The organism is Neorhizobium sp. BETTINA12A (genome assembly GCF_023006485.1).
In the GTDB taxonomy this organism is placed as follows: domain Bacteria; phylum Pseudomonadota; class Alphaproteobacteria; order Rhizobiales; family Rhizobiaceae; genus Neorhizobium.
The window spans coordinates 1-16,915 of sequence record NZ_JALBGW010000013.1 but is presented as its reverse complement, the minus strand read 5'-3'; the positions used below and the strand labels follow the sequence as shown (position 1 = coordinate 16,915).

The window sequence follows — 16,915 nt, the reverse complement described above, 5'->3', positions numbered from 1 at the left end:
CAAGGGTCGCATCACTGGATCAGGTGTTCCAGCGGGCCTGCCGGAAGCGAAAGTTGCAGAACGCCGGCAAACAGCCACCAGATGGCGAGACAGATGACGATGCCGACCGGAATGCTGATCCACAGTCTGCGCGCGCCGAAACCTGCCGCCGCAAGGCCGAAAAGCGTGCCCGTGGCGATCGAGAACCCGGCGATCCGAATGAGGATCATCTGCGCCAGCAGGCCGGCGACGACCCATGCGACAGGTCCAAGCTCCTGTTTTTCCCTCGCCGGGAAATCGCGGCGAAAGGCGGCGAAGACCGTCCAGACGGCAAGTCCGATCAGCGCAAAGGCGATCCAGTCCGGAACTGTGGCCGGGCCGACCTGGCTATAGCCGCCCATATCCCTCAGCCGCGAGACGTCGAGAAAGATGACGACAGCGACAGCAACGAGGATGGCGGCAATAACAAGCGCCGCCCAATCGGGGCGGCGCTGCTCGGTGGTCGTTTTGTTGTTGTCGAGGCTCATTTGACCAGTCCGATGTCCTTCAGGATGGTTTCAGTGGCAGCGATGTCCTTGGCGAGCTGGGCGTCGAATTCCGGGCCGGAGAGATAGGTGTCGATCCAGCCCTTGGTCTTCAGGTTGTCCTGCCAGGTCTTGGACTTGGCGAGCTTTTCGACGTCGGCGGTCACAGCCTTCTTCTGCTCGGGGGTCAGGCCGGGAGCGGCGGCGACCATGCGCCAGTTCTGGATCACGACGTCAAGACCGCCTTCCTTCAGTGTCGGGGCATTGATGCCTTCGACCTTCTTTTCGGAGGAGATGGCGAGGAGGCGAAGCGTGCCGGCCTTGATCTGGCCTTCGAACTCGCCGTAGGACGAGATGCCGGCCGTGACCTGGCCGCCAAGGATGGCGGCGAGTGCTTCACCGCCGCCGGAAAACGCGATGTAGTTGACCTTCGTCGGATCGACGCCGGCGGCCTTGGCGATCAAACCGGCCGTGATGTGGTCCGTACCACCGGCCGAACCGCCGCCCCAGGAAACCGAACCCGGATTTGCCTTCAGCTTGGCGGTCAGATCGGCAATCGACTTGATGTCGGAAGAAGCCGGAACGACGACGACTTCGTATTCGCCGGTCAAGCGGGCGATCGGGGTAACGTCCTTCAGCGTGACCGGGGACTTATTGGTGAGGATAGCACCGACCATGACGTAGCCGCCGACCATCAGGGCGTTCGGATTGCCCTTCTGCTGGCTGGCGAACTGGGCGATGCCGATCGTGCCGCCGGCGCCGGGAACGTTCATAACCTGCACCTTGCTGGAAATCTTCTCAGTCTGCAAAGCGGTCTGCATGGTCCGGGCAGTCTGGTCCCAGCCGCCGCCGGGGGCGGCTGGCGCCATGATTGAATAGTCGGCCGCGGCGGCCGGAAGTGCGATTGCGCCCGCGAGAAGGGAAGCAAGCAAGAAATGTTTCAAGGGTCGATCCTCCGTTGGCGTCTTGATCCGACGCGAAATGCTTGTTTTGGCGAAACGAGGGAGATTGAAGCGGAAAGCGAGAATCGCTCGTCCGATGTCCTCCCATCGTGAATCGGGTCCCCGCCTCCACGGGGGCCGAATGCCCTAAGCCAGCATATCAAGCTGACATCTACCTGACATCTTTCGCGGACTTGCGATTTGGCAAGGGGTTTCGGCCCGCAGCCGCCGAATTTTGTGGCTATTGCAGCCGAAGGACTTCGTTCCAGCGGGAAATCAGCCGTGCTCGCTTCACCTGGTCGAGATAAACCATCAGCCCGAGGCTGACCGGAACCGGTTTCAATTGCCCGCCCAACATCTCCCGTAGCGTCGTGGCGGTGTTGTTGCCGGCGACTTCCGGGCTGACGGCCGGGATCTGCAGTTCGCGGGCCATGATCGTCTGGCCTTCCTTCGACATGAAGAATTCGAGGTAACGTTTGCCGAGATCCGGCGCGGCGGCGGCCTGCGGCACAAGGCCGATACGTGACATCACCACCGTGTAATCCTTCGGCAGTACGATCCCGACATCCGGATGACGGGAAGCCCAGTCGGCAGCGTAGGAGCCGAGAATGTTGTAGCCGAGCAGGAACCGCCCGTCGGCGACGCGCTCCAGGATTGCCTGGCTGGTCGAGTAGAGTTTCACACCCGCAGCGCCCATCGCCCGGATCACCGACCAGATATCGCCGAACTGTTCCTGGTCGCGCGCCATGAACAGGAAACCGACGCCGGACCGCTCGATGTCGTAGGTGCCGATTCGACCGTAGACGGCATCGCCCCGCTTCTGCAGGAATTCGACCAGTTCCGCCCGGGTCGAGGGCGGCGGGGAATCCTTGAAGCTCGGCTTATGATAAACGAACACGGCCGGTTCGAAAGTCAGCGCGTAGGCCGTATTACGCCAGTTGGCCCAGCCCGGCCATTGCCCGCTCATCGGCAGGTCGCTACGCTGGGCGTAGCCGTCATTGGCAAGCTTCACCTGCAAGTCCATGGCCGACGAGAAGGCAAAGTCGGCCGTCTTGTTGCCGGCATCGGTTTCGCCCACGATCCGGTCGTAGATCTCGCCCGTCAGCATGTCCTCGTAGCGCACCGCGACATCCGGATTGGCCGTCTGGAAGCCGGCTATCATCGGCTTGGCGAGCGGCTCGTCGAGCGACGAATAGACCGTCAGCATGGGCGCATCGTCCCGCCCGGAGAGCGCCCGGAACAGCGTCGTGTCTGCCGCTGCAAAGCTGGGCCAAAGGGCAAGACAGAGGAGTAGGAAAAGCAGCCTTTTCATATGGTCACAATGCCCCACTGCAACGGCCGCGACAAGCCAACCGGAACTCCGTAACATTCCCGCCACAGGGACCTCGATGCAACCGTCCGCCAGCTTGTTTTCCGATACCGGATCATTACCTGTGGGCGGTCTTTTTTGCGCCGGAAGTCCCGGCGTCTTGTCAGCAACCAAAGGTCTCGCCCCATGTCGCTTACGCTCTACGATGTCACAGTGCCGGTCTTCATCCGCGCTTTCGGCAACCTCACGGAAATCCTGAAAAAGGGCGAAGCTTTCGCCGATGAAAAGGGCCTCGCCCACAAGGAACTGCTGGAGACCCGGCTGGTCGATGACATGTACCCGCTGATCTCCCAGATCCAGCGCGCCAGCGACACCGCGAAATTCGTGCCGGTCCGCGTCGGGCAGATCGAGAATATCCCGATGGCCGACGAAGAAGTGACTTTCGCCGACCTGCATGCCCGGATCGAAAAGACCGTGGCCTTTCTCAACAGCGTCGATCCGGCCACCATGGTCAATCGCGACGATGCCGAGGTGATCGTCAAGACCCGCAGCGGCGAGACGAAGTTCACCGGCAAGAGCTACGTCCTCGGCTTCGCGCTGCCGAATTTCTATTTCCACGTAACCACGGCCTATGCCATCCTGCGCCACAAGGGCGTTCCGATCGGCAAGATGGATTATATCGGCCGTTCGCAGTAACAAGGTCGTCAGCGCCTCAGTGACATCGCCGCTTCCGCGTTTATAATCATCTGCGGAAGCGGGGAGATTTCGTGCGTATTCTTCTGGTCGAGGACAATCAGGCGCTGGCCGAAGGGCTGTCGACGATCCTGCGCGGCACCGGTTATGCGGTCGACGCGGTTGCCGACGGCGCTTCGGCGGAAGCAGTCGCCGCTGCTGAAACCTATGACCTCGTCATCCTCGATCTGAACCTGCCGGAAATGGACGGGCTCGACGTGTTGCGCGCCATGCGGGCCAGGGCGAACAAGGCCGCCGTGATGATCCTGACCGCCCGCGGCACGCCCGAGGAGCGGGTGAAGGGGCTCGATCTCGGCGCCGACGATTACATGATCAAGCCTTTCGACATTTCCGAGTTCGAAGCGCGCATCCGCGTGCTGCTGCGCCGCCAGGCGGGCCTCAGAAGCTCGATCGTCAACTACGGCGGCGTCACCTTCGACCTGAATTCACGAACCTTTTCGAGCCAGGGTGTGACCCTCGACCTCCCCGCAAGGGAGGTGGCGCTTCTGGAGCTGCTCTTCCTGCGCGCCGGCAAGGTGGTCTCCAAGGATGCGATCATGGCATCGCTGACCGGCTTCGACGACGACCTGTCCGCCAATGCCATCGAGCAATATGTAAGCCGCCTGCGCCGGCGTCTCGCCCCGCACGGGCTCACGGTGAAGACCGCTCGCGGCATCGGGTATTATCTCGAAACCACGGCACCGACCGCATGACATCCGTCTCCCACGGCGCCCAACCCGTCCCGCTGATTGCCGCCTATTCCCTGCGCCGCCGGTTGCTCGCCTGGCTTCTCGTCTCGACGGCGGTGATCGGCACGATCGCCATGGCCGACACCTGGGACGAAGCGATCGATACGGCGAACGAGGTGTCCGACCGAGTGCTCGCCGGTTCCGCACTGGCGATCGCCGAGCGGGTGATCGTCGCCGAAGACGGCACGCTGGAAGTCGACATTCCCTATGTGGCCCTGGAAATGCTGACCTCGGCAGCCCAGGACCGCGTCTTCTACCGCGTCGACGGGCCGCCCGGAAAATTCATCACCGGCTACCAGACGCTGCCGTCGATCCCGCGCCGGGAAGGTCAGGCGGCCGCCTTCGAGAATGCCACGTTCCGCGGCGAGCCGATCCGCGTGGCCGCCCTTGCGCGCTCCGCCTCGACCGGCATCAATTCCGTGCCCTTTACAGTGACAGTTGCGGAAACCACCATCGCCCGCCAGCAACTGACCCAGACGATCCTGATCCGCTCGGCGCTGCGCCTGCTGTTCATGATCGTCGGCGCCGCGATCATCGTCTGGGTAGCGGTGACGCTGTCGCTCCGGCCGCTCTACCGGTTCAGCGAAGCGATCGCCGAACGCAGCCCGGACGACCTTCACCCGATCAGCGAGCGGGTGCCGAACGAGGTGCAGGGACTTGTCGACACGGTCAATTCCTTCATGGTTCGGCTGGAAAGCGCGCTTGAGGCATTACGTCATTTCACCGGCAATGCCAGCCATCAGCTGCGCACGCCGCTCGCCATCATCCGCACTCAGCTCGCGCTCGCCGACCGCGCCACCGAACTTGGCGAGGTGAAGGAGGCTGCCCGCAAGGCGGACGAGGCGGTGGCGGATGCCGAGCGCATTATTGCCCAGCTTCTCCTGATGGCGAAGATCGATGCGGCCACGCGATCGGCTTCGATGCAACGCGTCGACCTGACCGCGTTGGCGCGCGGTGCGACGGCCGACAACGTGCCGCTTGGTGCCGATGCCGGTATCGACCTCGGTTTCGAAGGGGAGGGGGAAATCATGATCTCTGCCGAGCCGCTGCTGATCGGCGAACTGATGAAGAACCTGATCGGCAATGCGCTGCTCTATGCGGGAAACGGCGCCGAGGTGACCGTCCGTGTCACACCGGAAAACGGCATTGCGGTTCTCGAAGTGGAAGACAACGGCCCGGGCATTCCGCCGGAGAAACGAGCTTCCGTGCTCAAGCGCTTTGATCGCGGTGACCGCTCCGATAAACTGGGCACCGGCCTCGGCCTGCCGATCGTCGAGGAGATCGCCCGCCTGCACGGGGCGGAGATGACCCTTGCGGACGGCCGCAAGGGCAGGGGTTTAAAGGTCGAGATACGGTTTTCCGTAGCCGGCTAACTTCTCAAAGCATTGGCGAGGCAATTGCCCCTCATCCGCCCTGCCGGGCACCTTCTCCCCGTTAAAACGGGGAGAAGGGATTTGTGGCACTGTCGGCGCTCCAGCGTCCTTCGCCCCGCGTGCGGGGAGAAGGTCCCGGCAGGGGGATGAGGGGCAACGTCCGGTGCTGGCCTTACACCTATTCCTGATGAACCTTCGTTCCACCGATCCAGGTGCTCTTCATGCCGAGGTCGTTGGTGAGAACCACGAAATCCGCATCGAAGCCGGGCTTCAGCGCCCCCTTGCGGTCGGAAAGGTAAGCGGCTTCCGCCGGATAGGTGGATGCCATGCGCAACGCCTCCTCGACCGGCAGGTCGAGCGCCTCGTGCGCAAACCGGACCGATGAGATCATGTCGATATCGGCGCCGGCCAGTGTGCCGTCGGCGAGCGTCAGGCGCCCGTCCTGGCGCAGGATCTCGCGGCCGTTCAGCGTAAAGCTCTTCATGTCCGTGCCGATGGTCGACATCGCGTCGGTGACGATGAAGATCTTGCCGGGTCCGTTCTTGGCCCGCAGCGCGACGCCCATCGCAGCCGGATGCACATGGATGCCGTCGGCGATGATCCCGACATAGAGCGAACCGATATCGAGTGCGGCGCCGACGACGCCCGGCTGGCGATGGCTGAGCGGGCTCATGGCATTGAAGAGATGGGTGACGGTACGAACGCCGGCCTCCGCATAGGCCCTGGCGGTCTCGTAGGTCGTGTCGGTATGGCCGAGGCTCGCCATGAAGCCGGCCTGCGCCAGCCGTGCCGCCTGCTCCACCGTCACGTTTTCCGGCGCGATGGTGATCATCATCGCATCGAACACGCCTTTGCAGGAGAGCATCAGCGCGATGTCCTTCTCCTCCATCGGCCGGATCAGCTGCGGATCGTGGGCGCCCTTGCGCGCGACGGAAAGATGCGGGCCTTCGAGATGCAGGCCGAGAAAGCCCGGCACGCCCTCGGCCTTCGCTTGTTTGCCGGCCTCGACCGTCCTGGACGTGATCTCGTAGGTGTCGGTGATCAGCGTCGGCAGCAGCGCCGTCGTGCCGAACTTGGCATGCGCGGCACAGATCTGCCGAAGACCCGCCAGCGTCGGCTCCTCGTTCAGCAGCACGCCGCCGCCGCCGTTCACCTGCAGGTCGATGAAGCCGGGCACGATCAGCCCGCCTCCGGCATCGATCCGCTCGATGCCTTCCGGCAGTTTGGCGATGGATTGGATCGCCTCGATCCTACCGTCCGCAAAGATGAGCGCGGCATCCTCATGCCAGAAGGTACCGTCGAAAATGCGGGCGCCAGTAATGGCCTTTCGCGTGCTCATAGCGTCTCGGTCACCTTCTTGAGTGCGACAGGCGCATCCGGATTGAAGCCCTTGGCACGCGACCACGCTTCGACGAAGCCGTAGAAGGGCAGGATCAGCGTCAGCGCGTCGGTGATCGGATGACCGGTTGCAACGAAGGGCAGCCTGTGGGCGTCCTTGACCTTGTCGGAGGTCGCAAACGCGAGCGCGCCCTTGGCCGCCAGGCTGTCGGCGATCTCGATCGCTGAAGCTTCCGCGGCATCGCGCGCCGCGAAGGTGACGACCGGAAAACGCTTTTCGACCAGCGCCACGGGGCCGTGCAGTACTTCGGCCGCCGAATAGGCTTCGGCATGCATATTGGAGGTTTCCTTGAACTTCAGCGCCGCCTCGCTGGCGATCGCCAGAGCCGGGCCGCGGCCGAGCATGTAGAGGGATTCCGCATCGCCGAGTTCGTTAGCCAGATCGCTCCAGTCGAGCTTGACCGCCTTTTCGAAATGCTCCGGCAGGTCGCGAATGGCGGCTTTCAGCGCCTCGTCGCCGACCCACTCCGACAGCAGCGCAAGGCCTGCGACGATCGAGTTGACGAAGGATTTGGTTGCTGCGACGGCGAGTTCGGGTCCGGCATTGATGTTGATCGCATAAGCGGAAGCGCTGGCGATCGGCGAGGGGAGCGTATTGGTGAGCGCCACGGTGACGGCGCCGGCCTTGGTCGCGGCCTCTGCCATCGCGACGATATCCGGGCTCTTGCCGGATTGGGAAATGGCGATTGCCGCACCGCCGTCGAGCTTCAGCCTGGCGCCGTAGATCGAGGCGAGCGATGGCCCGAGCGAGGCGACCGGTCGGCCGGCGGTGAGTTCGACCGCATATTTGATGAAGGTTGCCGCATGGTCGGAGGAGCCGCGTGCAATGGTAATCAGAAAGGCCGGGTCCTTTTCGCGCAGCGCGCGGCCGGCTGCGGCAAGCTCGGCCGCAGAACCGTCGAGCAGGCGGGCTGCCGCTTCCGGAATCTCGTCGATCTCTTTGCGCATGTTCGTCATATTGGTCAGCATAACATCGTCCTCGAAGGTCAGTTTTCGCCGAGCGAGAGTTCGGCCACGAAATCATAGGCATCGCCGCGATAGAGCGAACGGGTCAGCTCCACCACCCGGCCGGACGCCAGATAGGAAACCCGCTCGATCGAAAGCCCGGCGGAACCGACCGGCACGGCCAGCAGCCCGGCATCCGGGTTCTTCATATTGCAGGCGGATATCCGCTGTATGGCGCGCACCGGCCTGGCATCCTTTTTTCCGAGCTCCGCATAGAGCGAATTGGTCACCGCCGAAGGATCGGGCAGAAAATTGGCCGAAATGCTGGCGCGTTCGATTGCAAGCGGCATGTCGTTGCCGAGGCGCAGGCGCCCGAGCCGCGCAACCTTTTCTCCTGGCGCAAGGCCAAGCATCATCATCTCTTCGGGCGACGGGTGGAAAAGCCCGCGCTCCAGCCATTCGGATCGCGTCACCAGCCCGCGTCGCGCCATATCCTCGGTAAACGAGGTGAGCCGGGTCAGCGGCTGCTCGACGCGCGACATCGGTTTGACCACGAACGTGCCGGAGCCGTGCTTGCGGGTCAGCAATCCATCCTTGACGAGATCGTCGACGGCCTTGCGCACCGTGACGCGGCTGACATTGGCATAATCGGCGAGATCGCGTTCGGCCGGCAGGGCGTCGCCATGACCGAGCTTGCCGGTGCGGATCGCATCTTCCAGGCTCTGGCGCAGCTTTCGGTAAAGCGGCCCGGTGCCCGCCGATTGCAGGCCGTCGAGCGGCAGGATGGCGGCGAGCGTCTGGTTCATGCGCGAAGCTCCGTCCGCGCCCCATAGGTCTTGACCGCAAGCGCCACCGCGCCCGTCAGAGCGTCCGCGAGCGGTTCGGAAAGCCGGGCGCGATGCCGCTCGGCCAGATATTCGGGATAAAGCGGCGCAAGCCCGCCGAGCAGGCAGAGCCGGCCCTTCCCCCGGGTGATACGGTTCACGGCGTCAAGCGCCTCGTCGATGCCCGTTGCCCCAGTCTTCAGAATGCGGATAGCCGCCTCGTCGCCCTGCCGCGCGAAGTCGAACACCTTGGGCGTATGGCGCCCGAAATCGCCGGGCTTCGCCAGCCGGGCGAAATCGACCACCTTTTCCGGATTGCCGTCGAACTCGGCGAGAATGGCCTTCGACAGACCGGACATCGGGTGGATATTGTCGTAGGCGAGCAGGCTTTCCTGCAGCGCGAGCTGGCCGAGCCGGGCGCCGCTGCCGAGATCGCTCACCTGGAAACCCCAACCGGCGACCGAGTGAAGCCGGCCGTGGTGCCGGGCGATATAGACCGTCCCGGTGCCGACGATGCCGATCGCGCCATCCGCGTCGCCGATCGCGCCCTGAAGCGCGATCACGCCGTCGGAAACGATGTCCGATTGTCTGAAAGGCAGCCGTGCCTGCACATAACTCACCGCATCGCCGACATTGTTGCCGGCAAGGCCGAGCACGGCGGATGTGGCGGAAAGGTCCGGCTCAAGCCCGGCTTCGGCAAAAGCGAGGCGGGACGCCTCGGTAATGTGTTTCAGGGCGGTATCGGGGTCGGTCAGGATATTGGAGGCCCCGCTCTTGCCGCGGCCGAGAATCCTGCCGTTTTTGTCGGCCAGGGCCGCACGGCAACTTGTCCCGCCGCCATCGATTCCGATAAAATAATCCGCCATGGGTACCTCCGGGGTAAATAATACCAAAAAAGTACCAATAACCAAGCATGATTTCAAAAATCCCAAGCAGCAGGTTCCATATATCTGAAAATATTACCATATTTTCCGTATGTTTCGCAGAAGTTATCGATCCGTTCATAAAAGTTAATTTTCCTTCTGGACAATTGGTATTTTTTTGGCATCATTTTGGTTAGAGGGAGAAGCCGGATGAGCAGAACTGCCACCGAAGCGAGACATGGAAAAGCGGAAGGGCTCGATACGCTCGCGCCCGCCGAAATCCTCGTGCTCCTCGCGTCCGGCCAGCAAGCGGCAGCCAAGGCCGTCGACCATGCCATTCCCGCGATCGCCAAGGCCGCCGATCTTATCGCCGCCGCTTTGAAATCCGGCGGCAAGGTGGTCTATGCCGGGGCCGGCAGTGCCGGTCTCGTGGCGATGGCCGACGCCATGGAACTGCCTGGTACCTACGGCATACCGCCAGAACGGATCGCCATCCTGTTTGCCGGCGGTGTTCCCACCATTGCCGATCTGCCCGGCGGTCCCGAAGACGATGCGTCGCTTGGAGAGCGTGACGCCGATATCATTGAGGCGGCCGATTGCGTCATCTGTGTTTCCGCAAGTGGTTCGACCCCCTACACGGTCGCCGTCGCCGAAACCGCGAAGCGCCGCGGCGCGAAACTCGTGGCGATGGCCAACAATGCCGGCGCAAAGCTGTTCGAGGGCGCCGATGCGGCGATCCTGCTCGAAACGCCACCGGAAGTCGTCGCCGGCTCCACCCGCATGGGTGCCGGCACGGCCCAGAAGATTGCCTTCAACATGCTGTCGACCCTTGCCGCCGTCAAACTCGGCCATGTGCATGACGGCCATATGATCAATCTGCGCGCCGATAACGGCAAGCTGCGCGCCCGCGCCGCCCGCATGGTGGCCGATATCGCCGGCATCGGTTTCGATGAGGCCCGGATTTGGGTCGAGACCGCCGAAGGTTCGGTGAAGGTCGCTGTTCTGCTTGCTGCGGGCGCGGCCGACGTGGAAGCCGCAAAGATTTTGCTTGCCCGTTCGGGCGATGTGCTGCGCGCAGCGCTCGCCGAATTGCAGGCGTCCAAGAGTTCCATGAAACGCGCCTGAAAGGCGCATATAAAAGGGAGAACATCATGACACGCATATTGAAAAGCATTCTTTTTGCCACGACCGTACTCGCACCGGCGGGCCTTGCCGCCACCGGGGCATCCGCGCAGACCGCTAACCTCACCATCGAGAGCTGGCGCAATGACGACCTGCCGATCTGGCAGAAGAAGATCATCCCGGCCTTCGAAGCCAAGAACCCGGGCATCAAGGTGACCTTCGCCCCGATGGCGCCGACCGAATATAATTCGGCCGTCAACGCCAAGCTCGACGCCGGCACCGCTGGCGATCTCATCACCTGCCGTCCGTTCGATCTGTCGCTCGCCATGTTCCAGAAGGGGCAGCTCGCCTCGCTGAACGACCTGCCGGGCATTTCCAACTTCTCCGACGTCGGCAAGTCCGCGTGGAGCACTGACGACGGCAAGACCACGTTCTGCGTGCCGATGGCTTCCGTCATCCACGGCTTCATCTACAACAAGAAAGCCTTTGCGGATGTGGGCGTCCAGATCCCGAAGACCGAAGACGAGTTCTTCGCGGTCCTCGAAAAATTCAAGAAGGACGGCAAATACATCCCGCTCGCCATGGGCACCAAGGACCAGTGGGAAGCGGCGACCATGGGCTATTACAATATCGGCCCGAACTACTGGAAGGGCGAGGACGGCCGCAAGGCACTGATCGCAGGCAAGGAAAAGCTGACCGACGCCGACTGGGTCGAGCCCTACAAGGCGCTCGCCAAGTGGAAGCCTTATCTCGGCGACGGTTTCGAAGCCCAGACCTATCCGGACAGCCAGAACCTCTTCACGCTCGGACGCGCCGCCATCTATCCGGCCGGTTCCTGGGAAATCGCTCCGTTCAAGGCGCAGGCCGATTTCGAGATGGGCGCCTTCCCGCCGCCGGTAAAGAAGGCAGGCGATACCTGCTACATTTCCGACCATAACGACATCGGCATCGGCCTCAACGCCAAGGGCAAGAACCTCGAAGCCGCCAAGAAATTCCTTTCCTGGGTCGCTTCGCCGGAATTTGCCGATCTCTATGCCAACGCAGCACCAGGCTTCTTCAGCCTGAACTCGACGCCGGTGAAGATGCAGGACGCGCTTGCCCAGGAATTCGTCTCCTGGCGCCAGAACTGCAAGCAGACGATCCGCCCAAGTGCTGCCGTCGTCGGCCGTGGCCAACCGAACCTCGACCTCGAAATGTGGCGTGTCTCGGCCAACGTCATCAACGGCACGCAAACCCCGGAACAGGCCGCTGCCGAAACCCAGAAGGGTCTCAACAGCTGGTACAAGCCGGCGAAGTAAGCCTCCGCCTCTGGCGATCGAAGACTGCCCCTCACCCTAACCCTCTCCCCGCTTGCGGGGAGAGGGGACTTGCCCCACGATGCCTTTGAAGCACGGAAACGGTGCGGCATATCCCTTCTCCCCGTCGAGACGGGGAGAAGGTGGCGGCAGCCGGATGAGGGGCTCCTTCGTAATTCAGTCGAGATTCTAACCCGGAACCCAAAACCATGAGCGATACCGAAATTGCCGATATCGAAACGGTTCCGGTGAAGCGCCCCACCCGCTGGCACATCGCCGTTTTCCTGGCTCCGGCCTTCCTCGTCTATACGGCGGTGATGATCCTGCCGCTGATCGAGACGTTGCGTCTGTCGCTCTTCAACATCGTCGAGGGCCAGCTCGCCTTCGTCGGCCTCAGCAATTTCAAGGTGCTGTTCGGCGATCCGCGTCTTTCCGCCGATTTCTGGAACGCGCTGCGCAACAACGTCATCTTCTTCATCATCCACATGCTGGTGCAGAACCCGGTCGGCATCGCGATTGCCGCCATGCTGTCGCTGCCCGGCCTGCGGTTCGCGGCCTTCTACCGGTCGGCGATCTTCGTGCCGACGCTGCTTTCCTTCGTCATCGTCGGTTTCATCTGGAAGCTCATCCTCTCGCCGATCTGGGGCATCGCGCCGAGCCTGATGGATCTCGTCGGCCTGAAATGGGCCTTTGCGCCCTGGCTCGGCAAGGCCGAGACCGCGCTCATCGCCGTCTCGCTGATTTCCGTCTGGCAATATGTCGGCATCCCGATGATGCTGATCTATGCGGCACTGCTCAACATCCCCGATGAAGTGCTGGAAGCGGCCGAATGTGACGGCATTACCGGCTGGAGCCAATTCTGGAAGATCAAGCTGCCGCTGATCCTGCCGTCGATCGGTATCGTCTCGGTCCTGACCTTCGTCGGCAATTTCAACGCCTTCGACCTGGTCTACACCGTCCAGGGCGCGCTTGCCGGACCTAACGGCTCGACCGACATTCTCGGCACGTTGCTTTATCGCACCTTCTTCGGTTTCCAGAACCAGATGGGCGACCGTTCCATGGGTGCCACCATCGCCGCGGTGATGTTCCTGATCATCCTCGCCGGCGTCGCGCTTTATCTTTTCGTCATCCAGCGGCGCATGCGCCGCTACCAGTTCTGAAGGGAGCTTGAACGATGTCGAAAGCCCGCTCCGCCCCTGTCCGTGCCGCGTTTATCCACCTGGCGCTGATCGCCTATACGCTGGTGGCGCTGTTTCCGGTGTTCCTGACGCTGGTTAATTCGTTCAAGAGCCGCAGCGCGATCTTCAGCGCGCCGATGGCCCTGCCGTCGCCCTCGACCTTCAGTCTGATCGGCTACCAGACGGTGCTGCAACAGGGCGATTTCGTCGGTTATTTCCAGAACAGCCTGATCGTCACCGTCGCCTCGATTGCGCTCGTCCTGTTGTTCGGCGCCATGGCCGCCTTCGCGCTGTCCGAATACCGGTTCCGCGGCAACACGCTGATGGGGCTCTATCTCGCGCTCGGCATCATGATTCCGATCCGTCTTGGCACCGTCGCAATCCTGCAGGGCATGGTCGCGGCCGGCCTCGTCAATACGCTGACCTCGCTGATCCTGGTCTACACGGCTCAAGGGTTGCCGCTGGCGATCTTCATCCTGTCGGAATTCATGCGCACTGTTTCGGATGACCTGAAGAGCGCCGGCCGCATCGACGGGCTTTCGGAGTACGCGATTTTTTTCCGCCTCGTCCTGCCGCTGGTGCGCCCCGCCATGGCGACGGTCGCGGTCTTTACCATGATCCCGATCTGGAACGACCTCTGGTTCCCGCTGATCTTGGCGCCAGGCGAATCGACCAAGACAGTGACCCTGGGCGCCCAGATGTTCATCGGTCAGTTCGTCACCAACTGGAACGCCGTGCTCTCGGCCCTGTCGCTGGCGATCCTGCCGGTCATGGTTCTTTACGTCATCTTCTCGCGGCAGTTGATCCGCGGGATTACGTCTGGGGCGGTGAAGTGATGGTGTCCGCATGTGAGGACAAGGTGCGCGCCCTCACCCGGCCTCCGCTCCGCTCGGCCACCCTCTCCCCAAGGGGAGAGGAGGGAATAGCCACGTCGCGGCATATCCTCTTCTCCCCAGCGGGGAGAAGGTGCCGGCAGGCGGATGAGGGGGCGACCCGGCACGCTGTCTCAAACAAGGAGACAAACACATGAATTCCACCCGCCCCATCCGCGTCCTCGTCGCCGGTCTCGGCAACATGGGCAGGAGCCACGCGCTCGCCTACCACGACAATCCGGGCTTCGAGATCGTCGGCCTCGTCAACCGTTCGAAGCGCGACCTGCCGGCCGGGCTCGAAGCCTATCCGATGTTTTCCGATTTCGAGCAGGCACTGCGCGAGACCAAGCCCGATCTCTGCTCGATCAACACCTATTCCGATACCCACGCCGACTATGCGGTCATGGCCTTCGAGGCCGGCTGCGACGTGTTCGTCGAAAAGCCGCTGGCGACCACTGTAGCCGATGCCGAACGCGTCGTGGCGGCGGCGAAAAAGCACGGCCGCAAACTCGTGGTCGGCTATATCCTCCGCCATCATCCCTCCTGGATGCGGCTGATCGCCGAAGCACGAAAGCTTGGCCCGCCCTACGTCTTCCGCATGAATCTCAACCAGCAGTCCTCGGGGTCCAAGTGGGACGTCCACAAGGCGCTGATGCAGACCACCCCGCCGATCGTCGATTGCGGCGTCCATTATGTCGATGTCTGGTGCCAGATCACCGATGCCAGGGCCGTCGAAGTGCGGGGTATGGGCCTGCGGATGACCGACGAGGTCGCGCCGGACATGTACAATTACGGCCATATGCAGGTTCTGTTCGAAGACGGTTCGGTCGGCTGGTACGAGGCCGGCTGGGGTCCGATGATGTCGGAAATGGCCTTCTTCGTGAAGGACGTGATGTCGCCGAAGGGTTCGGTGTCTATCCTCGTCGACGCCAAGGCGAAGTCCGACGATATCGACACCCACACCAAGACCTCGGTCATCCGCGTCCATTCGGCCGAGACCGGCGCCGACGGCCAGTTCGTCCGCCGCGACGAGGACCTCGCCATGACCGGCGAGCCGGATCACCAGAAACTCTGCGATCTCGAACAGGCCTATGTGCTGAAAGCGATCCGCGAAGATATCGATCTCACCCGGCACATGGACGACGCCGTCCAGTCGCTGCGCATCTGCCTTGCGGCGGACGAAAGCGTGCGCACCGGCGCACCCGTCCGCCTCTAAAAGCTCGGTTTATTAAGGAAAACGCCCTTGGGTTCGCTTCAACTGAAATCCATCCGCAAGGCCTTCGGTCCTCACGAGGTGCTGAAAGGCATAGATCTCGAGGTCCAGGACGGCGAGTTCGTGATCTTCGTCGGTCCCTCGGGCTGCGGCAAGTCCACGCTGCTCAGGGTCATCGCCGGACTTGAAGATGCGACCAGCGGCAGCGTCAAGATCGATGGCGCCGAAGTCATCAATACACCGCCTGCCAAGCGCGGCATCGCCATGGTCTTCCAGTCCTACGCGCTTTACCCGCATCTGACGGTCAAGGACAATATGGGCCTCGGCCTCAAGCAGGCCGGCACCGAAAAGGCAGAGATCGACACCCGCGTCGCCAAGGCGTCCGGCATGCTGTCGCTCGACCCCTATCTCGCCCGCCGCCCGGCGGAACTCTCAGGCGGCCAGCGCCAGCGCGTCGCGATTGGCCGCGCCATCGTCCGCGAACCGAAACTCTTCCTGTTCGACGAGCCGCTCTCGAACCTCGACGCAGCTTTGCGCGTCCAGACCCGACTGGAGATCGCCGGCCTGCACCGGCGGCTGAAGGCGACGATGATCTACGTCACCCACGACCAGGTCGAGGCAATGACGCTGGCCGACAAGATCGTCGTGCTGAATGCCGGCGCGATCGAGCAGATCGGTTCGCCGATGGAGCTCTATAACAAACCGGCTAACGTCTTCGTCGCCGGTTTCATCGGCTCGCCGCAGATGAATTTCATCCCCGCCGAAAAGCTCAGCCAAATCGGCGCCAAGACAATCGGCGTCCGGCCCGAACACATCGCCCTCTCCCGCGAAAGCGGCGACTGGAAGGGCAAGGTCATCCATGTCGAACATCTCGGTGCCGACACGATCGTTTACCTGGAAACCGAAGCGACCGGCCTCCTGACCGTCCGCCTGTTCGGCGAACATGCTTATGCGCCCGACGACGTGGTGTTCGCGACGCCGGACAGGGCAAGCCTGCACCGCTTTGACGCCAACGATCGCGCGATGGTTTGAGGTTAATCGCCGCTCGCGAGCAGCTTGGCGCCGCCGGCCGCCTGGACGGCCCGGCTGCCGAACCGGATGCCTGCCTTGAGGCAGGCTTCTTCCGACGCCTCGTTCAGCCAGGCATCGATAAAGCCGGCATTAAAGGCGTCGCCGGCGCCGGTCGTGTCGACCACAGGCACGGTCTCCGCCGGCGCATGCAGCATCCGGCCGTTCGACATTGCCCAGGCGCCCTTGGCACCGCCCTTCAGGAGGACCAGCGGAAAGGCCGGCGACAGCTTGGCGAGCGCGGCTTCAGGATCGGCCGACCCGGTGATGGCTTCCGCCTCTTCCAGATTGGGCAGGAAGAGATCGACTCCCTCGCAGGCTTGCAGCAGGCCGCGGTCATAGATCAGCGTCGCATCCCAGCTCGGATCGAGCGAAACGGTGAGGCCCTTTTCCTTGGCGCGGGAAACGAGGTCCGGAATCTCGTGCAGCGTCGCATATTCGGCGATGTGCAGGTGGCGGGCTTCGTCCCAGTCGAGCGCCGCGTCGAGCGTGGCGGGCAGGGCAGGGCCGGCGCGGCGGGTGAGGAAGGC

Annotated in this window: 17 protein-coding genes; 9 read left to right on the top strand and 8 right to left on the bottom strand. The window is 62.9% G+C overall.

Going from position 1 to position 16,915, the window contains the following annotated elements; translation table 11 throughout:
* Window positions 1–11: 11 nt before the first annotated feature.
* The 3 genes from MOV61_RS06045 to MOV61_RS06035 form a co-directional block, all read right to left on the bottom strand.
* The gene (locus tag MOV61_RS06045; protein WP_038547767.1) at window positions 12–506 is read right to left on the bottom strand and encodes a tripartite tricarboxylate transporter TctB family protein; all 495 of its coding nucleotides are present in this window, start codon (window positions 504–506) and stop codon (window positions 12–14) included.
* On the bottom strand, window positions 503–1,447 hold the full coding sequence (locus MOV61_RS06040) for a tripartite tricarboxylate transporter substrate binding protein (protein ID WP_247135944.1): 945 nt from the start codon (window positions 1,445–1,447) through the stop codon (window positions 503–505). Before MOV61_RS06040 ends, MOV61_RS06045 begins: the two co-directional genes overlap by 4 nt.
* Window positions 1,448–1,685: 238 nt before the next feature.
* Window positions 1,686–2,756: an ABC transporter substrate-binding protein gene (locus MOV61_RS06035; RefSeq protein ID WP_247135943.1), complete on the bottom strand. Its 1,071-nt coding sequence runs from the start codon at window positions 2,754–2,756 to the stop codon at window positions 1,686–1,688.
* Window positions 2,757–2,939: 183 nt separating this feature from the next.
* Here MOV61_RS06035 and MOV61_RS06030 point away from each other — a divergent pair, with 183 nt between their 5' ends.
* From MOV61_RS06030 to MOV61_RS06020, 3 genes are all read left to right on the top strand, one after another.
* Window positions 2,940–3,449 carry a DUF1993 family protein gene (locus MOV61_RS06030; RefSeq protein ID WP_247135942.1) on the top strand — a complete coding sequence of 170 codons (510 nt, stop codon included), beginning with the start codon at window positions 2,940–2,942 and terminating at the stop codon, window positions 3,447–3,449.
* Between the two features lie 71 nt (window positions 3,450–3,520).
* Window positions 3,521–4,198 (top strand): response regulator transcription factor, encoded by a 678-nt coding sequence (locus MOV61_RS06025; RefSeq protein WP_247135941.1) that lies wholly within the window; start codon window positions 3,521–3,523, stop codon window positions 4,196–4,198.
* The gene (locus tag MOV61_RS06020) at window positions 4,195–5,607 is read left to right on the top strand and encodes a sensor histidine kinase (protein WP_247135940.1); all 1,413 of its coding nucleotides are present in this window, start codon (window positions 4,195–4,197) and stop codon (window positions 5,605–5,607) included. The genes MOV61_RS06025 and MOV61_RS06020 overlap by 4 nt, the downstream gene beginning before the upstream one ends.
* A 178-nt stretch (window positions 5,608–5,785) precedes the next feature.
* On the opposite strand, the gene nagA is transcribed toward MOV61_RS06020, so the two are convergent.
* The 4 genes from nagA to MOV61_RS06000 are packed head-to-tail and all read right to left on the bottom strand — an operon-like array spanning window position 5,786 to window position 9,640.
* The gene (gene nagA / locus MOV61_RS06015; protein WP_247135939.1) at window positions 5,786–6,946 is read right to left on the bottom strand and encodes an N-acetylglucosamine-6-phosphate deacetylase; all 1,161 of its coding nucleotides are present in this window, start codon (window positions 6,944–6,946) and stop codon (window positions 5,786–5,788) included.
* Complete coding sequence (locus MOV61_RS06010) at window positions 6,943–7,974, bottom strand: SIS domain-containing protein (RefSeq protein ID WP_247135938.1); 1,032 nt, start codon at window positions 7,972–7,974, stop codon at window positions 6,943–6,945. The genes nagA and MOV61_RS06010 overlap by 4 nt, the downstream gene beginning before the upstream one ends.
* A 17-nt stretch (window positions 7,975–7,991) precedes the next feature.
* Window positions 7,992–8,756 (bottom strand): GntR family transcriptional regulator, encoded by a 765-nt coding sequence (locus MOV61_RS06005; RefSeq protein ID WP_046600428.1) that lies wholly within the window; start codon window positions 8,754–8,756, stop codon window positions 7,992–7,994.
* Window positions 8,753–9,640 (bottom strand): N-acetylglucosamine kinase, encoded by an 888-nt coding sequence (locus MOV61_RS06000; RefSeq protein ID WP_247135937.1) that lies wholly within the window; start codon window positions 9,638–9,640, stop codon window positions 8,753–8,755. The genes MOV61_RS06005 and MOV61_RS06000 overlap by 4 nt, the downstream gene beginning before the upstream one ends.
* A gap of 207 nt (window positions 9,641–9,847) precedes the next feature.
* On the opposite strand from MOV61_RS06000, the gene MOV61_RS05995 reads away from it, so the two are divergent.
* The 6 genes from MOV61_RS05995 to MOV61_RS05970 all read left to right on the top strand — a co-directional run bounded on the left by MOV61_RS05995 (window position 9,848) and on the right by MOV61_RS05970 (window position 16,349).
* A complete protein-coding gene (locus MOV61_RS05995; protein WP_247135936.1) occupies window positions 9,848–10,762 on the top strand; it encodes an N-acetylmuramic acid 6-phosphate etherase in 915 nt (304 codons plus the stop codon).
* Window positions 10,763–10,788: 26 nt separating this feature from the next.
* A complete protein-coding gene (locus tag MOV61_RS05990; RefSeq protein ID WP_247135935.1) occupies window positions 10,789–12,057 on the top strand; it encodes an ABC transporter substrate-binding protein in 1,269 nt (422 codons plus the stop codon).
* Between the two features lie 206 nt (window positions 12,058–12,263).
* Window positions 12,264–13,214, top strand: coding sequence for a carbohydrate ABC transporter permease (locus MOV61_RS05985; protein WP_038547794.1), 951 nt, complete (start codon window positions 12,264–12,266; stop codon window positions 13,212–13,214).
* Between the two features lie 14 nt (window positions 13,215–13,228).
* The gene (locus MOV61_RS05980; RefSeq protein ID WP_038547796.1) at window positions 13,229–14,068 is read left to right on the top strand and encodes a carbohydrate ABC transporter permease; all 840 of its coding nucleotides are present in this window, start codon (window positions 13,229–13,231) and stop codon (window positions 14,066–14,068) included.
* A 190-nt stretch (window positions 14,069–14,258) separates the two neighbouring features.
* Complete coding sequence (locus tag MOV61_RS05975) at window positions 14,259–15,320, top strand: Gfo/Idh/MocA family protein (protein ID WP_038547797.1); 1,062 nt, start codon at window positions 14,259–14,261, stop codon at window positions 15,318–15,320.
* Between the two features lie 27 nt (window positions 15,321–15,347).
* Window positions 15,348–16,349 (top strand): ABC transporter ATP-binding protein, encoded by a 1,002-nt coding sequence (locus MOV61_RS05970; RefSeq protein ID WP_247135934.1) that lies wholly within the window; start codon window positions 15,348–15,350, stop codon window positions 16,347–16,349.
* A 2-nt stretch (window positions 16,350–16,351) separates the two neighbouring features.
* Here MOV61_RS05970 and MOV61_RS05965 read toward each other — a convergent pair.
* A partial coding sequence (locus MOV61_RS05965) for a carbohydrate kinase family protein (protein ID WP_247135933.1) occupies window positions 16,352–16,915 on the bottom strand: 564 nt, incomplete at its 5' end.